This window comes from Actinoplanes oryzae (assembly GCF_030757795.1).
Taxonomy (GTDB): domain Bacteria; phylum Actinomycetota; class Actinomycetes; order Mycobacteriales; family Micromonosporaceae; genus Actinoplanes.
The window spans coordinates 1-16,682 of record NZ_JAUQWH010000184.1 but is presented as its reverse complement, the minus strand read 5'-3'; the positions used below and the strand labels follow the sequence as shown (position 1 = coordinate 16,682).

Genomic DNA, 16,682 nt, shown 5'->3' with positions numbered 1-16,682 from the left:
TGAAGACCAGCCAGGCCAGGGCCGTGGTGGTCACCGGCCAGGCGCGCCGGGTGCGCAGGGCGGCCCGGCCGGTCAGCAGCACCAGCGGCACGCACCAGACCCAGTGCGTGTGCCAGGAGATCGGGGAGACGAGCAGGGCCGCCAGCGCGCACGCCAGGATCCCGGCGAGCTCGTGGCCGCGGCGGCCGGCCCGCACCGCCACGGTCATGGCCGCCACCCCGGCGACCAGGGCCAGCAGCGGCCAGACCCAGCCCGGTGCGTCGGCGCCGGAGTCCGAGAGACGCACCAGCGCCCCGCGCAGCGACTGGTTGTAGATCTCCGTGTCGGGCGGGCTGAGCCGGCCGCTGGAGGTGACATGACCGCCCAGCCAGTACGCCCACGAGGTCCCGGGCAGCAGCAGGAACCCGAGCGCCGCCGTGGCGGCGAAGGTGCCGACCGCGGTGACCGCCGCCCGGATCCGCCCGGTCAGCACCAGGTAGGGCACGAAGATCAGCGGGGTCAGCTTGATCCCGGCCGCGATGCCGAGGCCGACGCCCTGCCAGCGGCCGCCGGGCCCGTGCCCCGCCCGGCGCCCGCCGAGCAGGTCGGCCAGGACCAGCAGCATCAGCATGATGTTGATCTGACCGAGCTCGAGGCTGTGCAGGATCGGCAGCATCGGCAGGCACACCAGGGCGAGCAGCACGGTCAGCCGGGTCCGGCGCGGCTCCGCGACGCCGAAGTGCCGGAGGACCAGCCACACGCTCGCCAGCAGGGTCAGCGCCGACAGGATCGTCCACCACAGCACGCCGGCGGGCATCCCGGCCAGGCCGAGGGGCGTGAGCAGCAGGGCGGCGAACGGGGTGTAGTTGAACATCAGGCCGTTGTGGTTGACGAAGTCGTACGGGTTGCGCCCGTGCAGCACGGCCAGCGCGGCGTCACGGTAGACCTCGAGGTCGATCCAGAGGGCGCCGGTCGCCAGGCGCACGCCCATCGCGGCCAGTCCGATGAGGACGGCGAGCGCGACGCCCGCGATCACCCACCGGCGTGGCGGTGTGCCCCCGGCGCCCGGCAGAGCGGGCGCGGTGCCGGTCCGGGCCGGTCCGGAGAGGGCTGTCACCGCGACCACCCCGGCCACAGCGCGCCGGCCGTGTGGACGGTTCCGGTGCGGTGCGCCTGCCACAGGTCCGCGACGAACAGGGCCGCCCAGACCAGGAAGCACGCCACCAGGACCCGGTCGCGGAACAGGGTGCGGATCGGATCGCCGCCGCCGCGGTGCAGCAGCACGGCCTGCAGGTAGCGGCAGAGCGCGAACAGGGCGATCGGCAGGGAGAGGAGCATGACGCGGACGGTCGTGTCGCTCTCCGGGGCCTCGGCCAGATAGAGGGCGTACGCCATGAAGGTGAGCGCCGCGTTCAGCAGCACCAGCTGGTCCACGAAGGACACCGTGTAGCCGGCCAGTGCGGGCCGGTGCTCGGCGCCGACGGTGAGCAGCTCGTTGCGCCGCTTGCCCAGGCTCAGCAGCAGGCACAGCGAGAGCACGGCGACCAGCAGCCACCGCGACACCAGGTCGCCGAGGGCCACGTAGCCGGCGGCCAGCCGCAGCAGGAACCCGGAGCTGACGATGAACACGTCGACCAGCGGCACGTGCTTGAGGCCCCGGGTGTAGGCCAGGTTGAGCGCCAGGTAGACCAGGACGGGCCAGCTGCGCCCGAGCGGCCAGCCCGCGAGCAGCGCCCCCAGGCCGGCCGCGAGGACGACGGCGTACGCCCAGGCCAGGCCGACCGGGACGCGCCCGCTGGCGATCGGGCGGTGCCGCTTGACCGGGTGCTCGCGGTCGCGGTGCCGGTCGGAGATGTCGTTGACCACGTAGACCAGCCCGGAGGCGAGCACGAACGCGGCCACGGCCAGCGCCACCCGGCCGGCGCCGGCGGCGGTCCAGGACGCCGCACCGAGCAGCGGCAGCGGCACGACCAGGAAGGTCTTCGCCCACTGCCCGGGGCGCAGCAGGCCCACCAGCGCGCGGACCAGGCCGCGGGTCCGGGGCACGGGGAGGGCCGGCAGCGCGGGCGTGGCCGCCGGCAGGGTGTCGGGTGCGGTGGTCTCGGCAGCTTGCATGGCTGTCTCCTGCCTCACGTCAGAACAGCGCCTTGGCGAGGGAGAGGGCTCCCTGCCGCCACGGCTCGCTGGAAGTGCGGCCGCTGGCCGCCGGCGCCCGGGACACCTGCTGCTGCTCGCGCCACCACCGGTACGTGCGCAGGATCGCCTCCTGCCCGGAGTAGCGGGGCTGGAAGCCGAGCTCCTTGCGCGCCCGCTCGATGCTCACGTAGGAGTCGGCGAGCAGCTTGTGCAGCAGCCGGTCGTAGACGGGCGAGACCCCGAGCCGGGCCATCACCCGCAGCGCGCCGACGGCCGGCCGGCCCGGCACCGAGACGACCCGCTTGCCGTGGCCCGCCTCGTCCAGCACGCACTGCAGGTTCTCCCGCATCGTGGCCACCTGGTCGGCGGCGATGTTGAAGGTGCCGCCGGGCGGGGCGGCCAGGGCCAGCTCGACCGCGTCCAGCAGGTCCTCGATGTCGAGCATCTGGATGCGGACGTCGCCGCGGCCCAGGACGGGGAAGTTGCGCCCCTCGTCGGCCCACTCGAACAGCATCGCGAACAGGCCCATCCGGCCCGGCCCGAGGAACGTCTTGGGGCGCAGGATCGTCAGCGGCACCCCGAGCTCGCGGTACTCCTCGCAGACGCGCTCGGCGTCCCCCTTGGCGGCGCTGTACGTGTCCGTCGGGCGGAACGGGTACTCCTCCGGCGTCGGCACCAGGTCGGGCAGCCCGTACACCGCGGTCGAGGAGATGTGCACGACCCGGGGCACGCCGTTGCGGTAGGCGGCCTCCAGCACACTGCGCGTCCCGTCGACGACGATGGCCCTGATCTGCTCGGCGGGATAGGTGGGCAGGGCCCCGGCGCAGTGCACCACGGCGCCGGCGTCCGTCGTCAGCTCGGTGAGCAGCGCGGTGTCGCGGATGTCGCCCTGCACCTGCTGCACCCCGGCGACCGGGGCGGCCGCGGCGCGGATGTCCACGCCCAGCACGTCGTGTCCCTGCCCGGCGAGGCGCCGGGCCAGGTGGCTGCCGAGCATCCCGGTGCTTCCGGTGACCAGGATCCGTTGCGTTCTCAGCGCGTCCACGCCTGTGTCTCCTCCTCGATGAGCGGTGCGGGTGCCGGGGCGGGCGAGCCGCGGCGGATGCGGTACGTCAGGTAGACCACGCCGGCGGCGGCGAGCTCGCTGGCGAGGATCACCACGCGGCTGGCGACGGCCACCGCGATCGCCGCGGGCAGCGGCAGCACCGTGGCCAGCGGCACGGTCAGGACCAGCTCCCGGATGCCCCAGCCGTCCGGGACGATCAGCGCCACGCTGCCGACCACCATGGCCAGCGCGAAGCCGCCGGCGCACAGCGGCAGGGAGCGCAGGGCCGGCGCGCCGAACAGCAGCGCCAGAAACCACAGATGCAGGCCGGAGACCAGCCAGGACGCCGCCGAGAAGGCCAGCGAGCGGCGGATCCCGCGGTGCGACAGGCGGGCCGGGACGCCCGGCCGGCGCAGCACCCGGGCGGCCAGCGCGGCCAGCCGGTTGATGCCCTGGGGCCAGACGAACCAGGCGAGGCAGAGCAGCGCCGGCAGGACCAGCCAGCCGCCCTGCCCGCCCAGCACGGCCGGGGCGGCGAGCAGCCCCACCGTGGTGCCCGCCAGCACGGACACCGCCAGGCTCGCCACGTAGGAGCTGCCGATCCGGGCCGGGGTCAGCCCGGCGGAGCGGCCCAGCTGGATCTGCGCGAGCACCCCCCAGACCCGGCCCGGGATGTACTTGCCGAGCAGGCCGGCGGCGAACATCGTGCCGCTCAGCGGCAGGCGCACCCGGTGGCCGCCGTCGACGATCAGGACGTGCCAGGACGCCAGGGCGAGGCCCAGGCCGGCGACGTTCGCCGCGAAGGCCGCGGCGGCGTAGGGCAGCGCCGCGCCGCGCAGCACCGTCTCGCGGATCGTGTCCCAGTTCTCCGAGCGCAGCGCCACCACGACGCCGGCGAGCAACGCGACGCCGAACGCCGCCGCGAGCACGGCGCGCACCGCCCTCTGCCGGGTTCCGGTCACGCCATCACCTCCCTGTGAGCCCGGCGGCCGCATGCCGCCGGAAGGTCGGGACGAGCTTGTCGCGCCCGGCTTTACCGCCGGTTTGCCGCCGCTATGGCCGCGGCTGCCGTCGAGGAAAGCGGTTTCCTCGGGCTTTCCCGGGGCGCAAAGCGGCTGCAAAGCCGCCCGCAAGCGGGGCTGCGCATGGTCAGGACACTCGCCCACGAGAGGAGAACCGCATGACCGACATGGCGGGCGGCGCCCCCGGCGCACCCCCGATGCTGGAGGTCGTCGTCCCGGCGTACAACGAGGAGCGGCGGCTGCCCGGCGGGCTGGCCGCGCTCTGCGCCCACCTGGCGCGGATGCGCGTCGACGCGCGGGTGGTCGTCGTGGACAACGCGAGCACCGACCGCACCGCCGACATCGTCCGGGCCTGGCCGGCCGGCGGGGTGCCGGTGCGGCTGGTGCGGTGTCCCGAGCCGGGCAAGGGCGCCGCCGTGCGCGCGGGCCTGCTCGCCACGTCGGCGCCGATGGTCGGCTTCTGCGACGCGGACATGGCGACCGATCTCGACGTCCTCGGCTACATCCTCTATCTGCTGGCCAACGGCGACCGGGTGGTCGTGGGCTCGCGCAACCTGCCGGCCTCGGTGCTCGAGGTGCGGCACGGCCCGGTGCGCTCGTTCGGGTCGCGGGTCTTCCGCCGGCTGGCGCGGACGATCGTGCCGGGCGCGACCGACACCCAGTGCGGCTTCAAGTTCTTCGCCGGCGACCTGGCCCGCGACGTCGCCCGCGAGCTGGTCGCCACCGGCTTCGCCTTCGACGTGGAGCTGCTCGCCCGGTGCCGTGGGCGGGGGATCGGGATCCGCGAGGTGCCGGTGATCTGGCGGGACATGCCCGGCTCCACCTTCTCGGTGGGCCGCTCGTCCGGCCGGGTCTTCCGCGAGCTGGGCCGCACCTGGCTGACCCTGCGGGCGAGCCGGGAGCCGGCCCTGGCCGGGGTGGGCGCCGCGGGCCCCGAGCCCACGGCCGCCGAGCCGGTCCCCTCGGGTCCGGCGCTGCCGGAGGTGCTGCCGGCCGCGGCCGACGGCTGAGGCCGCGGGCGGTGCGGCGGAGCGTGCCCCGCCGCACCGCCCGCGCGGTGCCGTCAGGCCCGGCCGAGCAGCTTCTCGACGGTCGCGAGCTCCTCGGGCGTCAGCGGCCCGGTCCGCAGCGCGGCCGCGTTCTCCTCCACCTGGGCCACCGTGCGGAAGCCGGGGATCGGCACGTTGCGCGGGCTGCGCGCCCAGAGCCAGCCGAGGGCGCCCTGCGCCAGGGTGCGGCCGCCGGAGGTGAGGACCTCGCGGACCGCGGCGACCCGGTCCAGCCACTCGGGCACCGGCTTGCCGTCCTGGAAGAACGTCATCCACTCGGGGGTCAGCCCGCGGATGTCGTCGTCGGCGAGCCGGGACGACCCGTCGTACTTGCCGGTGAGCAGGCCCATGGCGAGCGGGCCGCGGTTGATCGCCGCCAGGTCGAAGGACTCGCAGACGTCCAGGATCTCGCCCGCGCCGCGGAGCACGGAGAAGTCGAACTGGATCGCAGTGCAGTGCTTGCCCGCCTCGGCGAAGGCCCGGGCGCGCTCGGGGAAGTCGGTGCTCCACCCGTACGACCGGATCAGGCCCTCGGTCACCAGCTGCTCCAGCACCGGCACGAGCTCCAGCGCCCGGGGCACCGGCAGATCGTTGAGGTGCAACAGGTAGAGGTCGATCCGGTCGGTGCCGAGCCGGCGCAGGCTGTCGCGCACGGCCCGGCCGAGGTGCTCGGGCGTCCCGTCCTCGTCGCCCATCTTCCGGCTCGCCTCGTCGAAGGTGTTGCCCCACTTGGTGGAGATGACCACCTGGTCGCGGCGGTGCGCCAGGGCGGCGCCGAGCACCCGCTCGCCGTGGCCGGCCCCGTAGACGTCGGCGGTGTCGAAATAGGTGACCCCGAGGTCCACCGCGCGGTGCACCGCCCGGGCCGACTCCGCGTCGTCCACCTCGCCCCAGCCCAGGGGCTGCTCGCCCGCCCAGAACGGGCCGCCGATCGCCCAGCCGCCCATGCCGAGCGCGCTCACCTCGATGCCGCTTCTGCCGAGAGTTCTTCTGAGCTCCATGGCGCCCAGTATGCCCTGTCCGGCAACCTCCGCGAAACACCGACGTATCTCTACATAGGATGATGTGCGAGGCTTTGACCTGCACGAACGCGCGCGTCATCGCCCGGACGGGGGCGTCGCCCGCGCCGTACGGTCCGCTGTGGCTGGTCGGGTCGGCTCAGCGGGCGAAGTGCCCGTACTCACCTCGCAGGAACACCATGGGGTGCACGTCGCCGCCCTCGTGCAAGTGCCGCACGCGGACGACGACGATGGCATGGTCGCCCGCCTCGTGCTCGGCCTCCACCGTGCCCTCGAGCCACGCCACGACCCCGGCGAGCACCGGAGCGCCGCCGGGGGAGAGGCTCCAGTCGAGCCCGTGGAAGCGGTCGGCGCCGCCGGCGGCCATCCGCCCGCAGATGTCACGCTGCCCGGCGCCGAGGATGTTGACGCAGAGCCGCGCCGCGCGGCGCAGGGCCGGCCAGGTGCTGCTCGCACTGCGCACGCAGAACGAGACCAGGGGCGGATCCAGCGACACGGAGGCGAAGGAGTTGACCGTCAGGCCCTGCGGCCGTCCGGTGACCGGGTCGACCCCCGTCACCGTGGTGACCCCCGTGGCGAAGTGCCCCAGCACCCGCCTGAACTTGTCCGGTGCGATCATTGCCGCCTTCCGTTCCACTTCGGCGGGGTGCGGCCGGCGGCCGGGAACCGGCGGCCTCCGCTATGGCGCTTAATGCGCCGTCCGACCCTAAACAGGTCCGCGCCGGGCGGGCAACCCCGTCCTTTCCGGGTTGCGCAAAACAGAAGTACGGGTGAACTGCGGAGGCGGCGCCCCGGCGGCGACCACGCGCCGTGATCAGCATTGATGATCAGTTATTTAGCCAGGTGGCTTCCGGCCTGCGGCGGCGGCAGATCGCCGGTGCGCGGTCGACATCGCCCTCCGTAAGTGCACCGGAAAGGTGCATTGCCGGGCGCGGCAAATATGAATCGGAGCAGTGACTCGGGCCCAATGATTCACAGATTTCCGGTGATCACGCGGCTGACCTGCGTCGGCGCGGAATGGACGGCCGAAGCGGCGACAATGAAGTGATTTGGATCACATTATGCAGCCGAAATCGCTTGCTAACGTCCATCGCGACAGATCCGGCGCCAATCGAGGCGCATTGATCCGAAGGCATCTCTACGGGGGGAATGCTTTGTCGTTCGATGCCGTGTGTCCAGTGCAGAGTCTCGTGGCCGAGCACGTCCGGCGCGCACCACGCAGCCCGGCCGTGCTGGACGCCGCCACGGGAGGTGCCGTCTCGTACGACGAGCTGTGGCGCCTCGCCGGGGCGCTCGCCGGCCGGCTCCGCGAGGCGGGAGTCGCCCGGGGCGACGTCGTGGCGCTGTCGCTGCCGCGCGGCGTCGCGCTGGTCGCCGCGATGCTGGGAGTGGCCCGCGCCGGGGCGGCATACCTGCCGATCGACCCGGCGGCCCCGGCCGCCCGGGTGCGCGACACCCTCGCCGTGGCGGGCGCCGGCGTGCTGGTGGCCCAGGAGGACGACCCGCGCGTCCAGGTGCCGCGGCGGATCGAGGTGCCGGCGGAGATCCCGGCCACCGACGCCGGTCCCGCCGAGGAGAACCAGCCGGACGACCCGGTCTACGTCATGTTCACCTCCGGGTCCACGGGCGTTCCCAAGGGAGTGTCCGTGCCGCACCGGGCGGTGCACCGCCTCGTCGTCGAGCCGCTGTTCTGCACCCTGCGCCCCGGCGACCGGGTGGCGAACACGTCGAACCCCGCGTTCGACGCGAGCACCTTCGAGATCTGGGGCGCCCTCGCCGCCGGCGCGACCGTGGTCCCGCTGCCGCAGGTCACCGAGCTGCCCATCGACGAGTGGACGGCCCGGCTGACCGAGTGGGGGATCGGCGCCATGTTCCTCACCACGTCGCTGTTCCACCTGATCGCCCGGGAGCGGCCGGCCGCCCTGCGCGCCGTCGGCACGGTGGTGGTCGGCGGCGAGCAGCTCGACCTGGCGGCCGTGCGCCGGGTGCTCGCCGCCGGGCCGCCCGGCCGGCTGGTCAACGGCTACGGGCCGACCGAGACCACGACCTTCGCCGCGTACTTCGACTGCGACCCGAGCACGCTGGCCGGGCGCACCCGGATCCCGGTCGGGCACCCGCTGCAGCGCACCAGCCTGCACATCCTCGACGAGGAGCTGGCCCCGGTCGCCGCGGGCGCGACGGGCGAGCTGTGCATCGGCGGGCCCGGCGTGGCGCTGGGCTACCTCGGCCGCCCGGACCTGACCGCCGAGCGCTTCGTGACCCACCCCGGCACCGGCGAGCGGCTCTACCGCTCCGGCGACCTCGCGCGGGAGCTGCCCGGCCCGATCGTGGAGGTGCTGGGCCGGCGCGACCGGCAGGTCAAGCTGCGCGGCTTCCGGATCGAGCTCGACGAGATCGAGGCGGCGGCCACGGCGACGGGCCTGGTGGCCGAGGCGTACGTGGCGAAGCTGGGCGAGGGCTCCCGGGCGGTGCTCGCCGCCGCGGTCGTGCCCGCGGGCCCGCTGTCGCTGCCCGGGCTGACCGCCGCGCTGACGGCGAGGTTGCCCGCGTACATGGTGCCGGCGACGTGGCTGGTGCTGGACCGCGTACCGCTGGGTCCCACCGGGAAGGCCGACCGCGCCGCGATCGCCGCCGCGCTGGCCGCCCAGACCCCCGCCGGGCCGGACACCGCGGGCCCGGACACCGCCGGCCCGGACACCGCCGGCAGCGACGGCGGGGACGTGGGGACGACGCTGCGCGAGCTGTGGCGCGAGGTGCTCGGCTCCGAGCCCGGCGACGACGCCAACTTCCTCGACGAGGGCGGCAACTCGCTCGCCGCCGTGCAGCTCGCCGGCCGGATCCAGGCCCGGCTCGGCGTCCGCACCGAACCGCACGACGTGCTCCTGGCCGACACCTTCGCCGACCTGGCCGGGCGGATCCACGCGGGCCGGGCCGTCCCCGCCTGACCGCGCCCCCACGCCCCACCCCGCAGGAGAGGAAATCCCGTGCTGGTATCCACGCCGGCCGCGCTGTCGTACGCCCAGGAACGCCTCTGGCTGATCGACGCCGCGGACCCGGGCGCCGCCACCTACAACGTGCCCGTCCTGCTGCGCTGGCGGGAGCGGGCCGACCCCGCGGCGCTGGCCCGGGCCCTGACCGCCGTCGCCGGGCGCCACGAGACCCTGCGCACCGTCTACCGCGTCCGCGACGACGAGCCCGTCCAGCTCGCCCTGCCGCCGGCGCCCGTGCCCGTCCGGGTCATCGAGGCCACCGGCGCGTCGTGGGCGGACGTCCGCGACGACGCGCTCGCCGAGGGCCGCGCGCCGATCGACCTCGCGGCCGGGCCGGTCCTGCGGGCGGCCGTGTGGACCGGGCTCACCGGCGGCGACGCCGTGCTGATCGTGGTGCACCACATCGCCTTCGACGGCTGGTCGATGGGGCGCTTCTGCACCGACCTGGCCCACGCGTACGAGGCGGTCGCCGCCGGACGCGACCCGGAGCTCGCGGCACCCGGGCCGGGCTACGCCGCCTTCGCGGGCCGCGACCGTGCCGCCGCGCAGTCCGGGGAGGCCCGGGAGGCCGCCCGGAAGCGCGCCGAGGCCCTCCTGGGCGCCGGACCCGCCCTCGACCTGGCCGGCGCCCTGCCCCGGACGCCGGGCCGCCGTGTCGTGCGCCCCGGCGGCGAGGCCCTGGCCGCCCTGCCCGCCGAGCTGTGGTCCCGCGTCGCCGAGGTCGCCGCCGCCCGCCGGGTGACCCCGTTCGTCGTCCTGGCGGGCGCCTTCGAGGTGCTGCTGGCCCGCTGGTCCGGGCGTGAGGAGTTCCGCCTGGGCGTCATCAGTGCCAACCGCGACGATCCCGCGCTGGAGGACACGGTCGGCTTCTTCGTCAACACGGTCCCGCTGCTCGCCGAGGTGCGCCCCGGGGAGACGTTCGCGCAGCACTGCCGCCGGGCGCGGGGCGAGGCGTTCCGGATCCCGGTGCACCAGCGGATCCCCTACGACCGGCTGACCCAGGAGGCGCGTACGGAGCTGGTGGAGGTGGCCTTCGCCCTGCAGAACTTCCCGGTCCCCCCGCCCGGCACGCCGGTGCGCTGGGGCGTGCCGGAGATCCTGCCGACCGGAACGGCGAAGTTCGAGCTCATGCTGACCGTCGAGGAGCGGGACAGCGGCTGGTGGGCCCGCCTCGAGTACGACACCGCCCGCTACCCGCGCCCGGTCGCCGAGCTGCTCGTCGCGGCGTACGCCGGGCTGCTCGACACGCTGACGGCCGACCCGGAGGTCCTGGTCGGACAGGCCGAGGTGCCGGTGCCGTCCCCGGAGGCCGCCCCACGTGCGGAGGCGCCGGTGCCGGCCCGGGCCGGCGACGCGCGGACTGCCGAGGCCGCGGAGCTGTTCGCCGCGGTGCTCGCCGACCGGCCGGCGGCCACACTCGGCCCGGACGCCGACTTCTTCGCGCTCGGCGGCTACTCGCTGCTGGTCGTCAAGCTGCTGCGGCACGTCGAGCGCACCCACGGCCGGAGCCTGCTGGCCCGCGACTTCCTGGCCGATCCGACGGTCGCCGGGCTCGGCGCGCTGCTGGCCGCCGCGCCCGCGCCGGCCGTCCTCCCGGCGGCGGGCCCGGACGAGCAGGTGCCCACGTCCTCGGCCCAGCAGCGGTTCTGGTCCATCGACCGGCTGCCCTGGCTGCGTACGGCCTATCTGGTGCCGACGGTGGCCGTGATCGGCGCCGGTGCCGACCCCGGCCGGCTGCGCGAGGCGGTGCGGACGGTCCTGGGCCGCCATCCCGCGCTGCGGTCCCGCTTCACCCTCGACCGCCGCCGGCGCACGGTGTTCTACCGCACCGACGCCCCCGAGCCGGAGGTCACCGTCGTCGACGCGGCGGCGCGGGCGGACGACGAGCTGTGGCGCACCGTGGGCGAGCTGAGCTGGACCGGCTTCGACCTCGCCCGCGACGCCCCGGCCCGGGCGACGCTGCTGACCCGCGCGGACGGCTCGGTCGTCCTGGTCGTCGTCGCCCACCACATCGCCTTCGACGGGTGGTCGCGGCGGATCGTGCTGGAGCAGATCGGTGCGGCGTACCGGGGCGTGCCGCTGCCGGAGCCGGTGCATCCGGCCGAGGCCGGCCACGTCCCCGACGCCGTGGCGAGCGCCCACACCGAGGCTGTGATCGCCGCGCTCGCCGGGGCGCCCGTGGACCCCGCCCTGCCCCGCGACCACCCGCGGGCTCCGGAGCAGCAGACGCTGGGCGCGACGGTCGGCGAGGCGCTCGGGCCGGACCGCACCCGCCGGCTGCGCGCGATCGCCGCCGGCGCGGGGTGCACGACGTTCATGCTCACCGCGGCGCTGTACGCCGTGGCGGTCGCCCGGCTCGGCGGCGCCCGCGACGTGGTGCTGGCGCTGCCCTACTCGCAGCGGACCGGCGCCCGCAGCGAGCACGCCGTCGGCATGTACGTCGACACGCTGACCGTACGGCTGGATCTGCGCTCCAGGCCCACCTGGCAGGAGCTGCTCGCCCAGGCCCGGGCCGCCTGCGCCGCGACCTTCCGGCACTCGGCGGCGCGCTTCGACGCGGTGGCCGCCGCGGTGGACCCGGACCGGGACCTGAGCCGCCCGCCGCTCACGCCGCTCTACCTGGACGCCCAGGACGCCGAGCTGCCCGCCCCGGACCTGGGCGACGGGATCCCGGCCACCGTGCGGCCCCTGGCGCCGCTGCACGTCAAGTACGAGCTCGAGCTCACCGTCACCGATCACCGGGACGACATCGTCGTCGGCCTGGCCTACGCCGCCGCCCTGTTCGAGCCCGGGACCGCCACGGCGATCCTCCGCGCCGTCGTGGCGGCCGCGGACGACCTCGCCGCCGACCCCGGCGCCCGCCCCTTGGAGGAGAAATGACCGCCCTGAACGAAGAACAGCTGCTCGGCCGGGTCCGGTCGGCCTGGGCCGACGTCCTGGAGGCCGACGATCCCGGCGCGCTGGACCCCGACCGCAACTTCCTGGAGTCCGGCGGGTCGTCCCTGCTGCTGATCATGCTGTGGGAGGACCTGCGCGAGCTGTCGGCCGTGCCGCTGCGCGTCTCCGACCTCTTCCAGCACGCCACCATCCGGGCCCAGGCCGCGCTGCTCGCCGGGTCCGCCGCGCCGGCCCCGGCCCCGGCGCCGCAGCCGGCGGGGGCCACCGACCGGCGCACGATGCTCGGCCGCGCCCGCCGGGGCCTGAGCGCCGCGCCGGCCGCCCCGGTGGCGCCGCGGGCGGACCTGGCCGGTCAGCCGTGAGCGCCGCCGAGACCGACATCGCGGTGGTCGGCGTCGGGTGCCGCTTCCCGGACGCCTGGAACGCCGGCGACTACTGGCGCAACATCGACCGCGGCGTCGTGTCGATGCGCGAGCTCAGCGACGAGCAGCTGCGCGCCGCCGGGCACACCGAGGAGGACATCGCCCGCCCCGGCTTCGTGCGGGTCGGCGCCACCCTGCCGGGCGTGGCTGAATTCGCCGCCGACTTCTTCGGCTACCCGGCCCGCGAGGCCGAGACGATCGACCCGCAGCAGCGCATCTTCCTGGAGACGTGCTGGGAGGCGCTCGAGTCGGCCGGGCTGCCCCCGGCGTCCGACCGGCTCGTCACCGGCGTGTTCGCCAGTGCCGCGGCCGGCAACTACTCGGCGGCCATGTTCGCGGCCAAGGCCCGCGACGAGGGCCTGGCGGCGGCGATCGGCGACCTCGACCTCACGGTGGGCGGCCAGGCCGACTTCATGACCTCCCGTACGGCCTACAAGCTCGGGCTCCGCGGCCCGGCGGTGAGCGTGCAGACGGGCTGTTCCAGCTCGCTCTACTCGGTGCACTACGGGATGCTGAGCCTGCTGTCCGGCGAGACCGACGTGGTGCTCGCGGGCGGCGCGACGGTGATCGAGCCGGTGCTCGGCTACCTGCCGGTGCCCGGGGCGTGGGTCTCCGAGGACGGCTACATCCGCTCCTTCGACGCCAAGTCGACCGGGACCACGTACGGCTCCGGGGTGGGCGTCGTGGTGCTGCGCCGGCTGGCCGACGCCCTCGCCGACGGCAACCCGGTGCTCGCGGTGCTGCGCGGGTCGGCGGTCGGCAACGACGGCGGCGACCGGCTCGGCTACGCCGCTCCCCGCCTCGACGGGGTCGCGGACGTCGTGGCGGCGGCACTGCGCGTCGCGGACGTGCGGGCCGACCAGGTCGGCTATGTCGAGGCCCACGGCACGGGCACGCCGCTGGGCGACCACATCGAGCTGCTCGCCCTCGCCCGGGCGTTCCGGGAGACCGGCACCGGTACGGGCTACTGCGGCCTGGGCTCGGTCATGTCGAACATCGGCCACCTCGGGCCCGCCGCCGGCATCGCCGGGCTGATCAAGGCGATCCACGTGGCCCGGACCGGGAGCCTGCCGCCGCACCCCGCCTTCGACCACCCGCGCGACCCGGTGGACCTCGCCGGCAGCCCGTTCTTCGTCACCACCGAGCGGCGCGACACCGCCGTCGCCGGCGGTCACGTGGTCGTCAACTCGATGGGCGTCGGCGGCACGAACGCGGTCGTCGTGGTCGGCCCGCCGCCCGCGCCCGTCCGCCCGCCGGCCCCCGAGCAGGACGTCGTGCGGCTGGTGCTGTCCGCCCGTACGCGGGTCGAGCTGGACCAGCTGTCCCGCGCGCTCGGCGACCACCTCGACGAGGCCGGCGGCGCGGTGGCCGACATCGCGTACACGCTGCGCGTCGGCCGCACGTCCTTCGAGGAGCGCCGGGTCGTCACGGCCCCGCCCGGGCGGCTGGCCGCCGCGCTGCGCCTGCCGCGGCCGCCGGCGGTGCGCACGGTCCGGGCCCAGCCGCGTACGCCCGTCCTCGTGGCCGGCCCCGGCACCCCCGCGGACCTGCTCGCCGTCCTGCGCGCGGCCCTGCCCGCGGCGGCGGTCACCGAGCGCCTCGACGAGGCCGCCGGCCGCTACGCGATCGTCGCCGGCCCCGCGGACACCCCGGTACGCGAGGCCGACGGCGTGGTGGCCGGCCCCGGCGACCGGCTCGACGAGGCGCTGACGACGGCGTGGCTGCACGGCGTCGCCGTCGACTGGGCCGCCGTGGCCCCCGGGACCGGGCGGCGCGTACCGCTGCCCGCGTATCCCTTCCAGCGCAAGCGCTACTGGCCGCTGGACCGCCTGGACGCCTTCACCCGCCGCACCGCCGCCCCGGCCACGCCGCCGGCCTCCCCGGGCGGCGAGCCCGGATCCGTCGAGGAGAGCATCGCCCGGATCTGGCGGGAGCTGTTCGAGGTCGAGGCCGTCGGGCCGGACGCCGAGTTCGGCGCGCTGGGCGGGACGTCGCTGCTGTCGGTGCAGATGGCCCTGCGCATCCAGCAGGAGCACGGCGTGATGATCAACCTCAACCGGGCGGGCGGCAGCCGCGCGACGGTCCGCCGGCTGGCCGCGATGGTCCGGGCCGGCGCCGGGGGAGAGGCCGACCGCAGCACCGCGGCCGACCGGGACGGCGCCCTCGTGGACGCCGACCTGGAGCTGCCGATCGGGCCGCTGAGCGACCGCAAGGCCCCCGGCCGCGACGTGCTGCTGACCGGTGCCGCCGGCTATCTCGGCGCGTTCCTGCTGCACGAGCTGCTCGCCGCGAGCAAGGGCCGGGTCTACTGCGTGGTCCGCGCCGGCGACGAGGCCGAGGGCCTGGCCCGGCTGCGGGCCGCCGCCCGCAAGGTGGCGCTGCCCGAGCCCGACCCCGAGCGGGTGGTGGCCGTGCCGGCCGACCTGCGCGACTTCACCGCCGCCGCCGGGCGGTTCCGCGACGGTGAGCTGGCCGACCGGATCGGGCACATCGTGCACTGCGCGGCGCGGGTCGTCTTCACCGAGCCGTACAAGACGCTGCGCGAGGACAACGTGCTGCCGATGGCCGGGCTGCTCAACTGGGCGCTCGCGACCGGCGTGCGGGACTTCTCCTTCGTCTCCACGCTGGCGGCGACCGGGCCCGCCAACGGCACCGGGACCCGCATGGAGACGCGCAAGCAGCCGCTGCACCCGGACCTCGGCGGCTACGGCGTCAGCAAGTGGGTCGGCGAGCGGCTGCTGGAGAAGGCCGAGGCGGCCGGGCTCCGCGGCCGGGTCTTCCGGCCCGGCCTGATCATGGCCGCCCGCGACACGGGCGCCTGCAACCACAAGGACCTGGTGTGGCAGATGCTCGCCAGCGGCGTGGCCGCGGGCGCGCACCCGACCGACGAGCGGGCCGAGCCGGTTGCGCCCGTCGACGTCATCGCCCGCGCCGTCGCCCAGCTGGCCCTGGCGCCCGGCTCGGTCGGCCGGGTCTACCACCTGGCCGACAGCCGGTCGATCAGCACCCGCGAGCTGTTCGAGATGCTCGGCGATGCCGGCCTGCCCACCAGCCCGCAGCCGCTGCCGCAGTGGCAGCGGCGGATCGCCGACGCCGCGCTCGCCGACGGCAGCGAGGTCATGTCCGCGGTGGCGCTCTACGAGCTGGAGGGTCACGAGCTCGCCGAGGACGACGTGCAGGTCCGCAGCTGGCAGCCGTGGCTGCGCAAGCAGGGCCTGTCGTCCGCGATCACCCCCGCGCAGCTGCGCGCCGGCCTGGCCTTCCTGGCGTCCCGCCACCCCGAGTTCGGCGGCCTGCTGCCGCGGCTCGCGACCGATCGAGTGAAGGAGCCCGCATGACAACCCCGCAGGTCACGGTCCTCGGTGCCGGGGTGATGGGCACGGCCATCGCCGCGCTCGCCACCGGCCACGGGCTCGACGTCGTCCTCGTCGACGTCGAGCAGGCCGCCCTGGACGCCGCCCGCACCGAGGTGCCCCGGCAGCGGCGGCTCGCGCAGCTGATGGGCGCGCTCACCCCGGAGCACGTCGGGGACCTGACGACCACCCGCGAGCTCGCGGCCGCCGCCGGCACCGGCGTGGTGATCGAGGCGGTGACCGAGCTGCCCGAGGTGAAGGCCAAGGTGCTGGCCGAGGTCTCCGCCGCGGCCGGCCCGGACGCGCTGATCGTCTCCAACACCTCCGCCATCCCCATCGACGAGCTGGCCGGCTCGGTCGAGCACCCCGAGCGGGTCGTCGGCATCCACTTCATGAACCCGCCCTACCTGATCAGAACGGTGGAGCTCATCCGCGGGCCGCGCAGCGCCGAGTCCGCGGTCCGGCGGGCCGCCGAGCTGCTCGCCACCCTCGGCCGCGAGCCGGTGGTGGTCGGCGACGGGCCGGGCTTCGTCATCAACCGCATCCTCCAGCGCATGATCAACGAGGCGTCGCGGATCGTCGACGAGGGCCTGGCCACGCCGGAGGCGGTCGACGCCGTCTTCACCGGCTGCCTCGGGCACCGCTCCGGGCCGCTGACCACCGGCGACCTCATCGGGCTGGACAACGTCGTGGACTCGCTGCGGGTGCTGCAGGAGCGCACCGGCGACGCGGGCTACGCCCCCTCGGACCTGCTGCTGCGCAAGGTCGC

General features: G+C 75.6%; 12 protein-coding genes. 6 read left to right on the top strand and 6 right to left on the bottom strand.

Features of this window, described 5'->3' with window-relative positions; genetic code table 11:
* The 4 genes from RBH18_RS37315 to RBH18_RS37300 all read right to left on the bottom strand — a co-directional run.
* The coding region (locus RBH18_RS37315; protein WP_306215218.1) for a glycosyltransferase 87 family protein at positions 1–1,096 on the bottom strand (1,096 nt) is incomplete at its 3' end.
* Positions 1,093–2,094 (bottom strand): UbiA prenyltransferase family protein, encoded by a 1,002-nt coding sequence (locus RBH18_RS37310; protein WP_306215217.1) that lies wholly within the window; start codon positions 2,092–2,094, stop codon positions 1,093–1,095. The genes RBH18_RS37310 and RBH18_RS37315, both read right to left, overlap by 4 nt.
* A 19-nt stretch (positions 2,095–2,113) precedes the next feature.
* Positions 2,114–3,160, bottom strand: a complete 1,047-nt coding sequence (locus RBH18_RS37305) for an NAD-dependent epimerase/dehydratase family protein (RefSeq protein WP_306215216.1) — start codon at positions 3,158–3,160, stop codon at positions 2,114–2,116.
* Entirely contained in the window at positions 3,148–4,122 is a 975-nt protein-coding gene (locus tag RBH18_RS37300) for a lysylphosphatidylglycerol synthase domain-containing protein (RefSeq protein WP_306215215.1), read from the bottom strand. The genes RBH18_RS37305 and RBH18_RS37300 overlap by 13 nt, the downstream gene beginning before the upstream one ends.
* A gap of 218 nt (positions 4,123–4,340) precedes the next feature.
* On the opposite strand from RBH18_RS37300, the gene RBH18_RS37295 reads away from it, so the two are divergent.
* Positions 4,341–5,192, top strand: a complete 852-nt coding sequence (locus RBH18_RS37295; RefSeq protein WP_306215214.1) for a glycosyltransferase — start codon at positions 4,341–4,343, stop codon at positions 5,190–5,192.
* Between the two features lie 53 nt (positions 5,193–5,245).
* Here RBH18_RS37295 and RBH18_RS37290 read toward each other — a convergent pair whose 3' ends face one another.
* Entirely contained in the window at positions 5,246–6,232 is a 987-nt protein-coding gene (locus tag RBH18_RS37290) for an aldo/keto reductase (RefSeq protein WP_306215213.1), read from the bottom strand.
* 157 nt (positions 6,233–6,389) lie between these two features.
* A complete protein-coding gene (locus RBH18_RS37285; protein ID WP_306215212.1) occupies positions 6,390–6,869 on the bottom strand; it encodes a flavin reductase family protein in 480 nt (159 codons plus the stop codon).
* Between the two features lie 559 nt (positions 6,870–7,428).
* Between RBH18_RS37285 and RBH18_RS37280 the strand changes: the two genes are divergently transcribed.
* The 5 genes from RBH18_RS37280 to RBH18_RS37260 all read left to right on the top strand — a co-directional run.
* Positions 7,429–9,195 carry a non-ribosomal peptide synthetase gene (locus tag RBH18_RS37280; RefSeq protein WP_306215211.1) on the top strand — a complete coding sequence of 589 codons (1,767 nt, stop codon included), beginning with the start codon at positions 7,429–7,431 and terminating at the stop codon, positions 9,193–9,195.
* A gap of 39 nt (positions 9,196–9,234) precedes the next feature.
* Complete coding sequence (locus tag RBH18_RS37275) at positions 9,235–12,120, top strand: condensation domain-containing protein (protein WP_306215210.1); 2,886 nt, start codon at positions 9,235–9,237, stop codon at positions 12,118–12,120.
* On the top strand, positions 12,117–12,500 hold the full coding sequence (locus RBH18_RS37270; RefSeq protein ID WP_306215209.1) for an acyl carrier protein: 384 nt from the start codon (positions 12,117–12,119) through the stop codon (positions 12,498–12,500). The genes RBH18_RS37275 and RBH18_RS37270 overlap by 4 nt, the downstream gene beginning before the upstream one ends.
* Positions 12,497–15,898 carry a thioester reductase domain-containing protein gene (locus tag RBH18_RS37265; RefSeq protein WP_306215208.1) on the top strand — a complete coding sequence of 1,134 codons (3,402 nt, stop codon included), beginning with the start codon at positions 12,497–12,499 and terminating at the stop codon, positions 15,896–15,898. The genes RBH18_RS37270 and RBH18_RS37265 overlap by 4 nt, the downstream gene beginning before the upstream one ends.
* A partial coding sequence (locus RBH18_RS37260) for a 3-hydroxyacyl-CoA dehydrogenase family protein (protein WP_306215207.1) occupies positions 15,895–16,682 on the top strand: 788 nt, incomplete at its 3' end. The genes RBH18_RS37265 and RBH18_RS37260, both read left to right, overlap by 4 nt.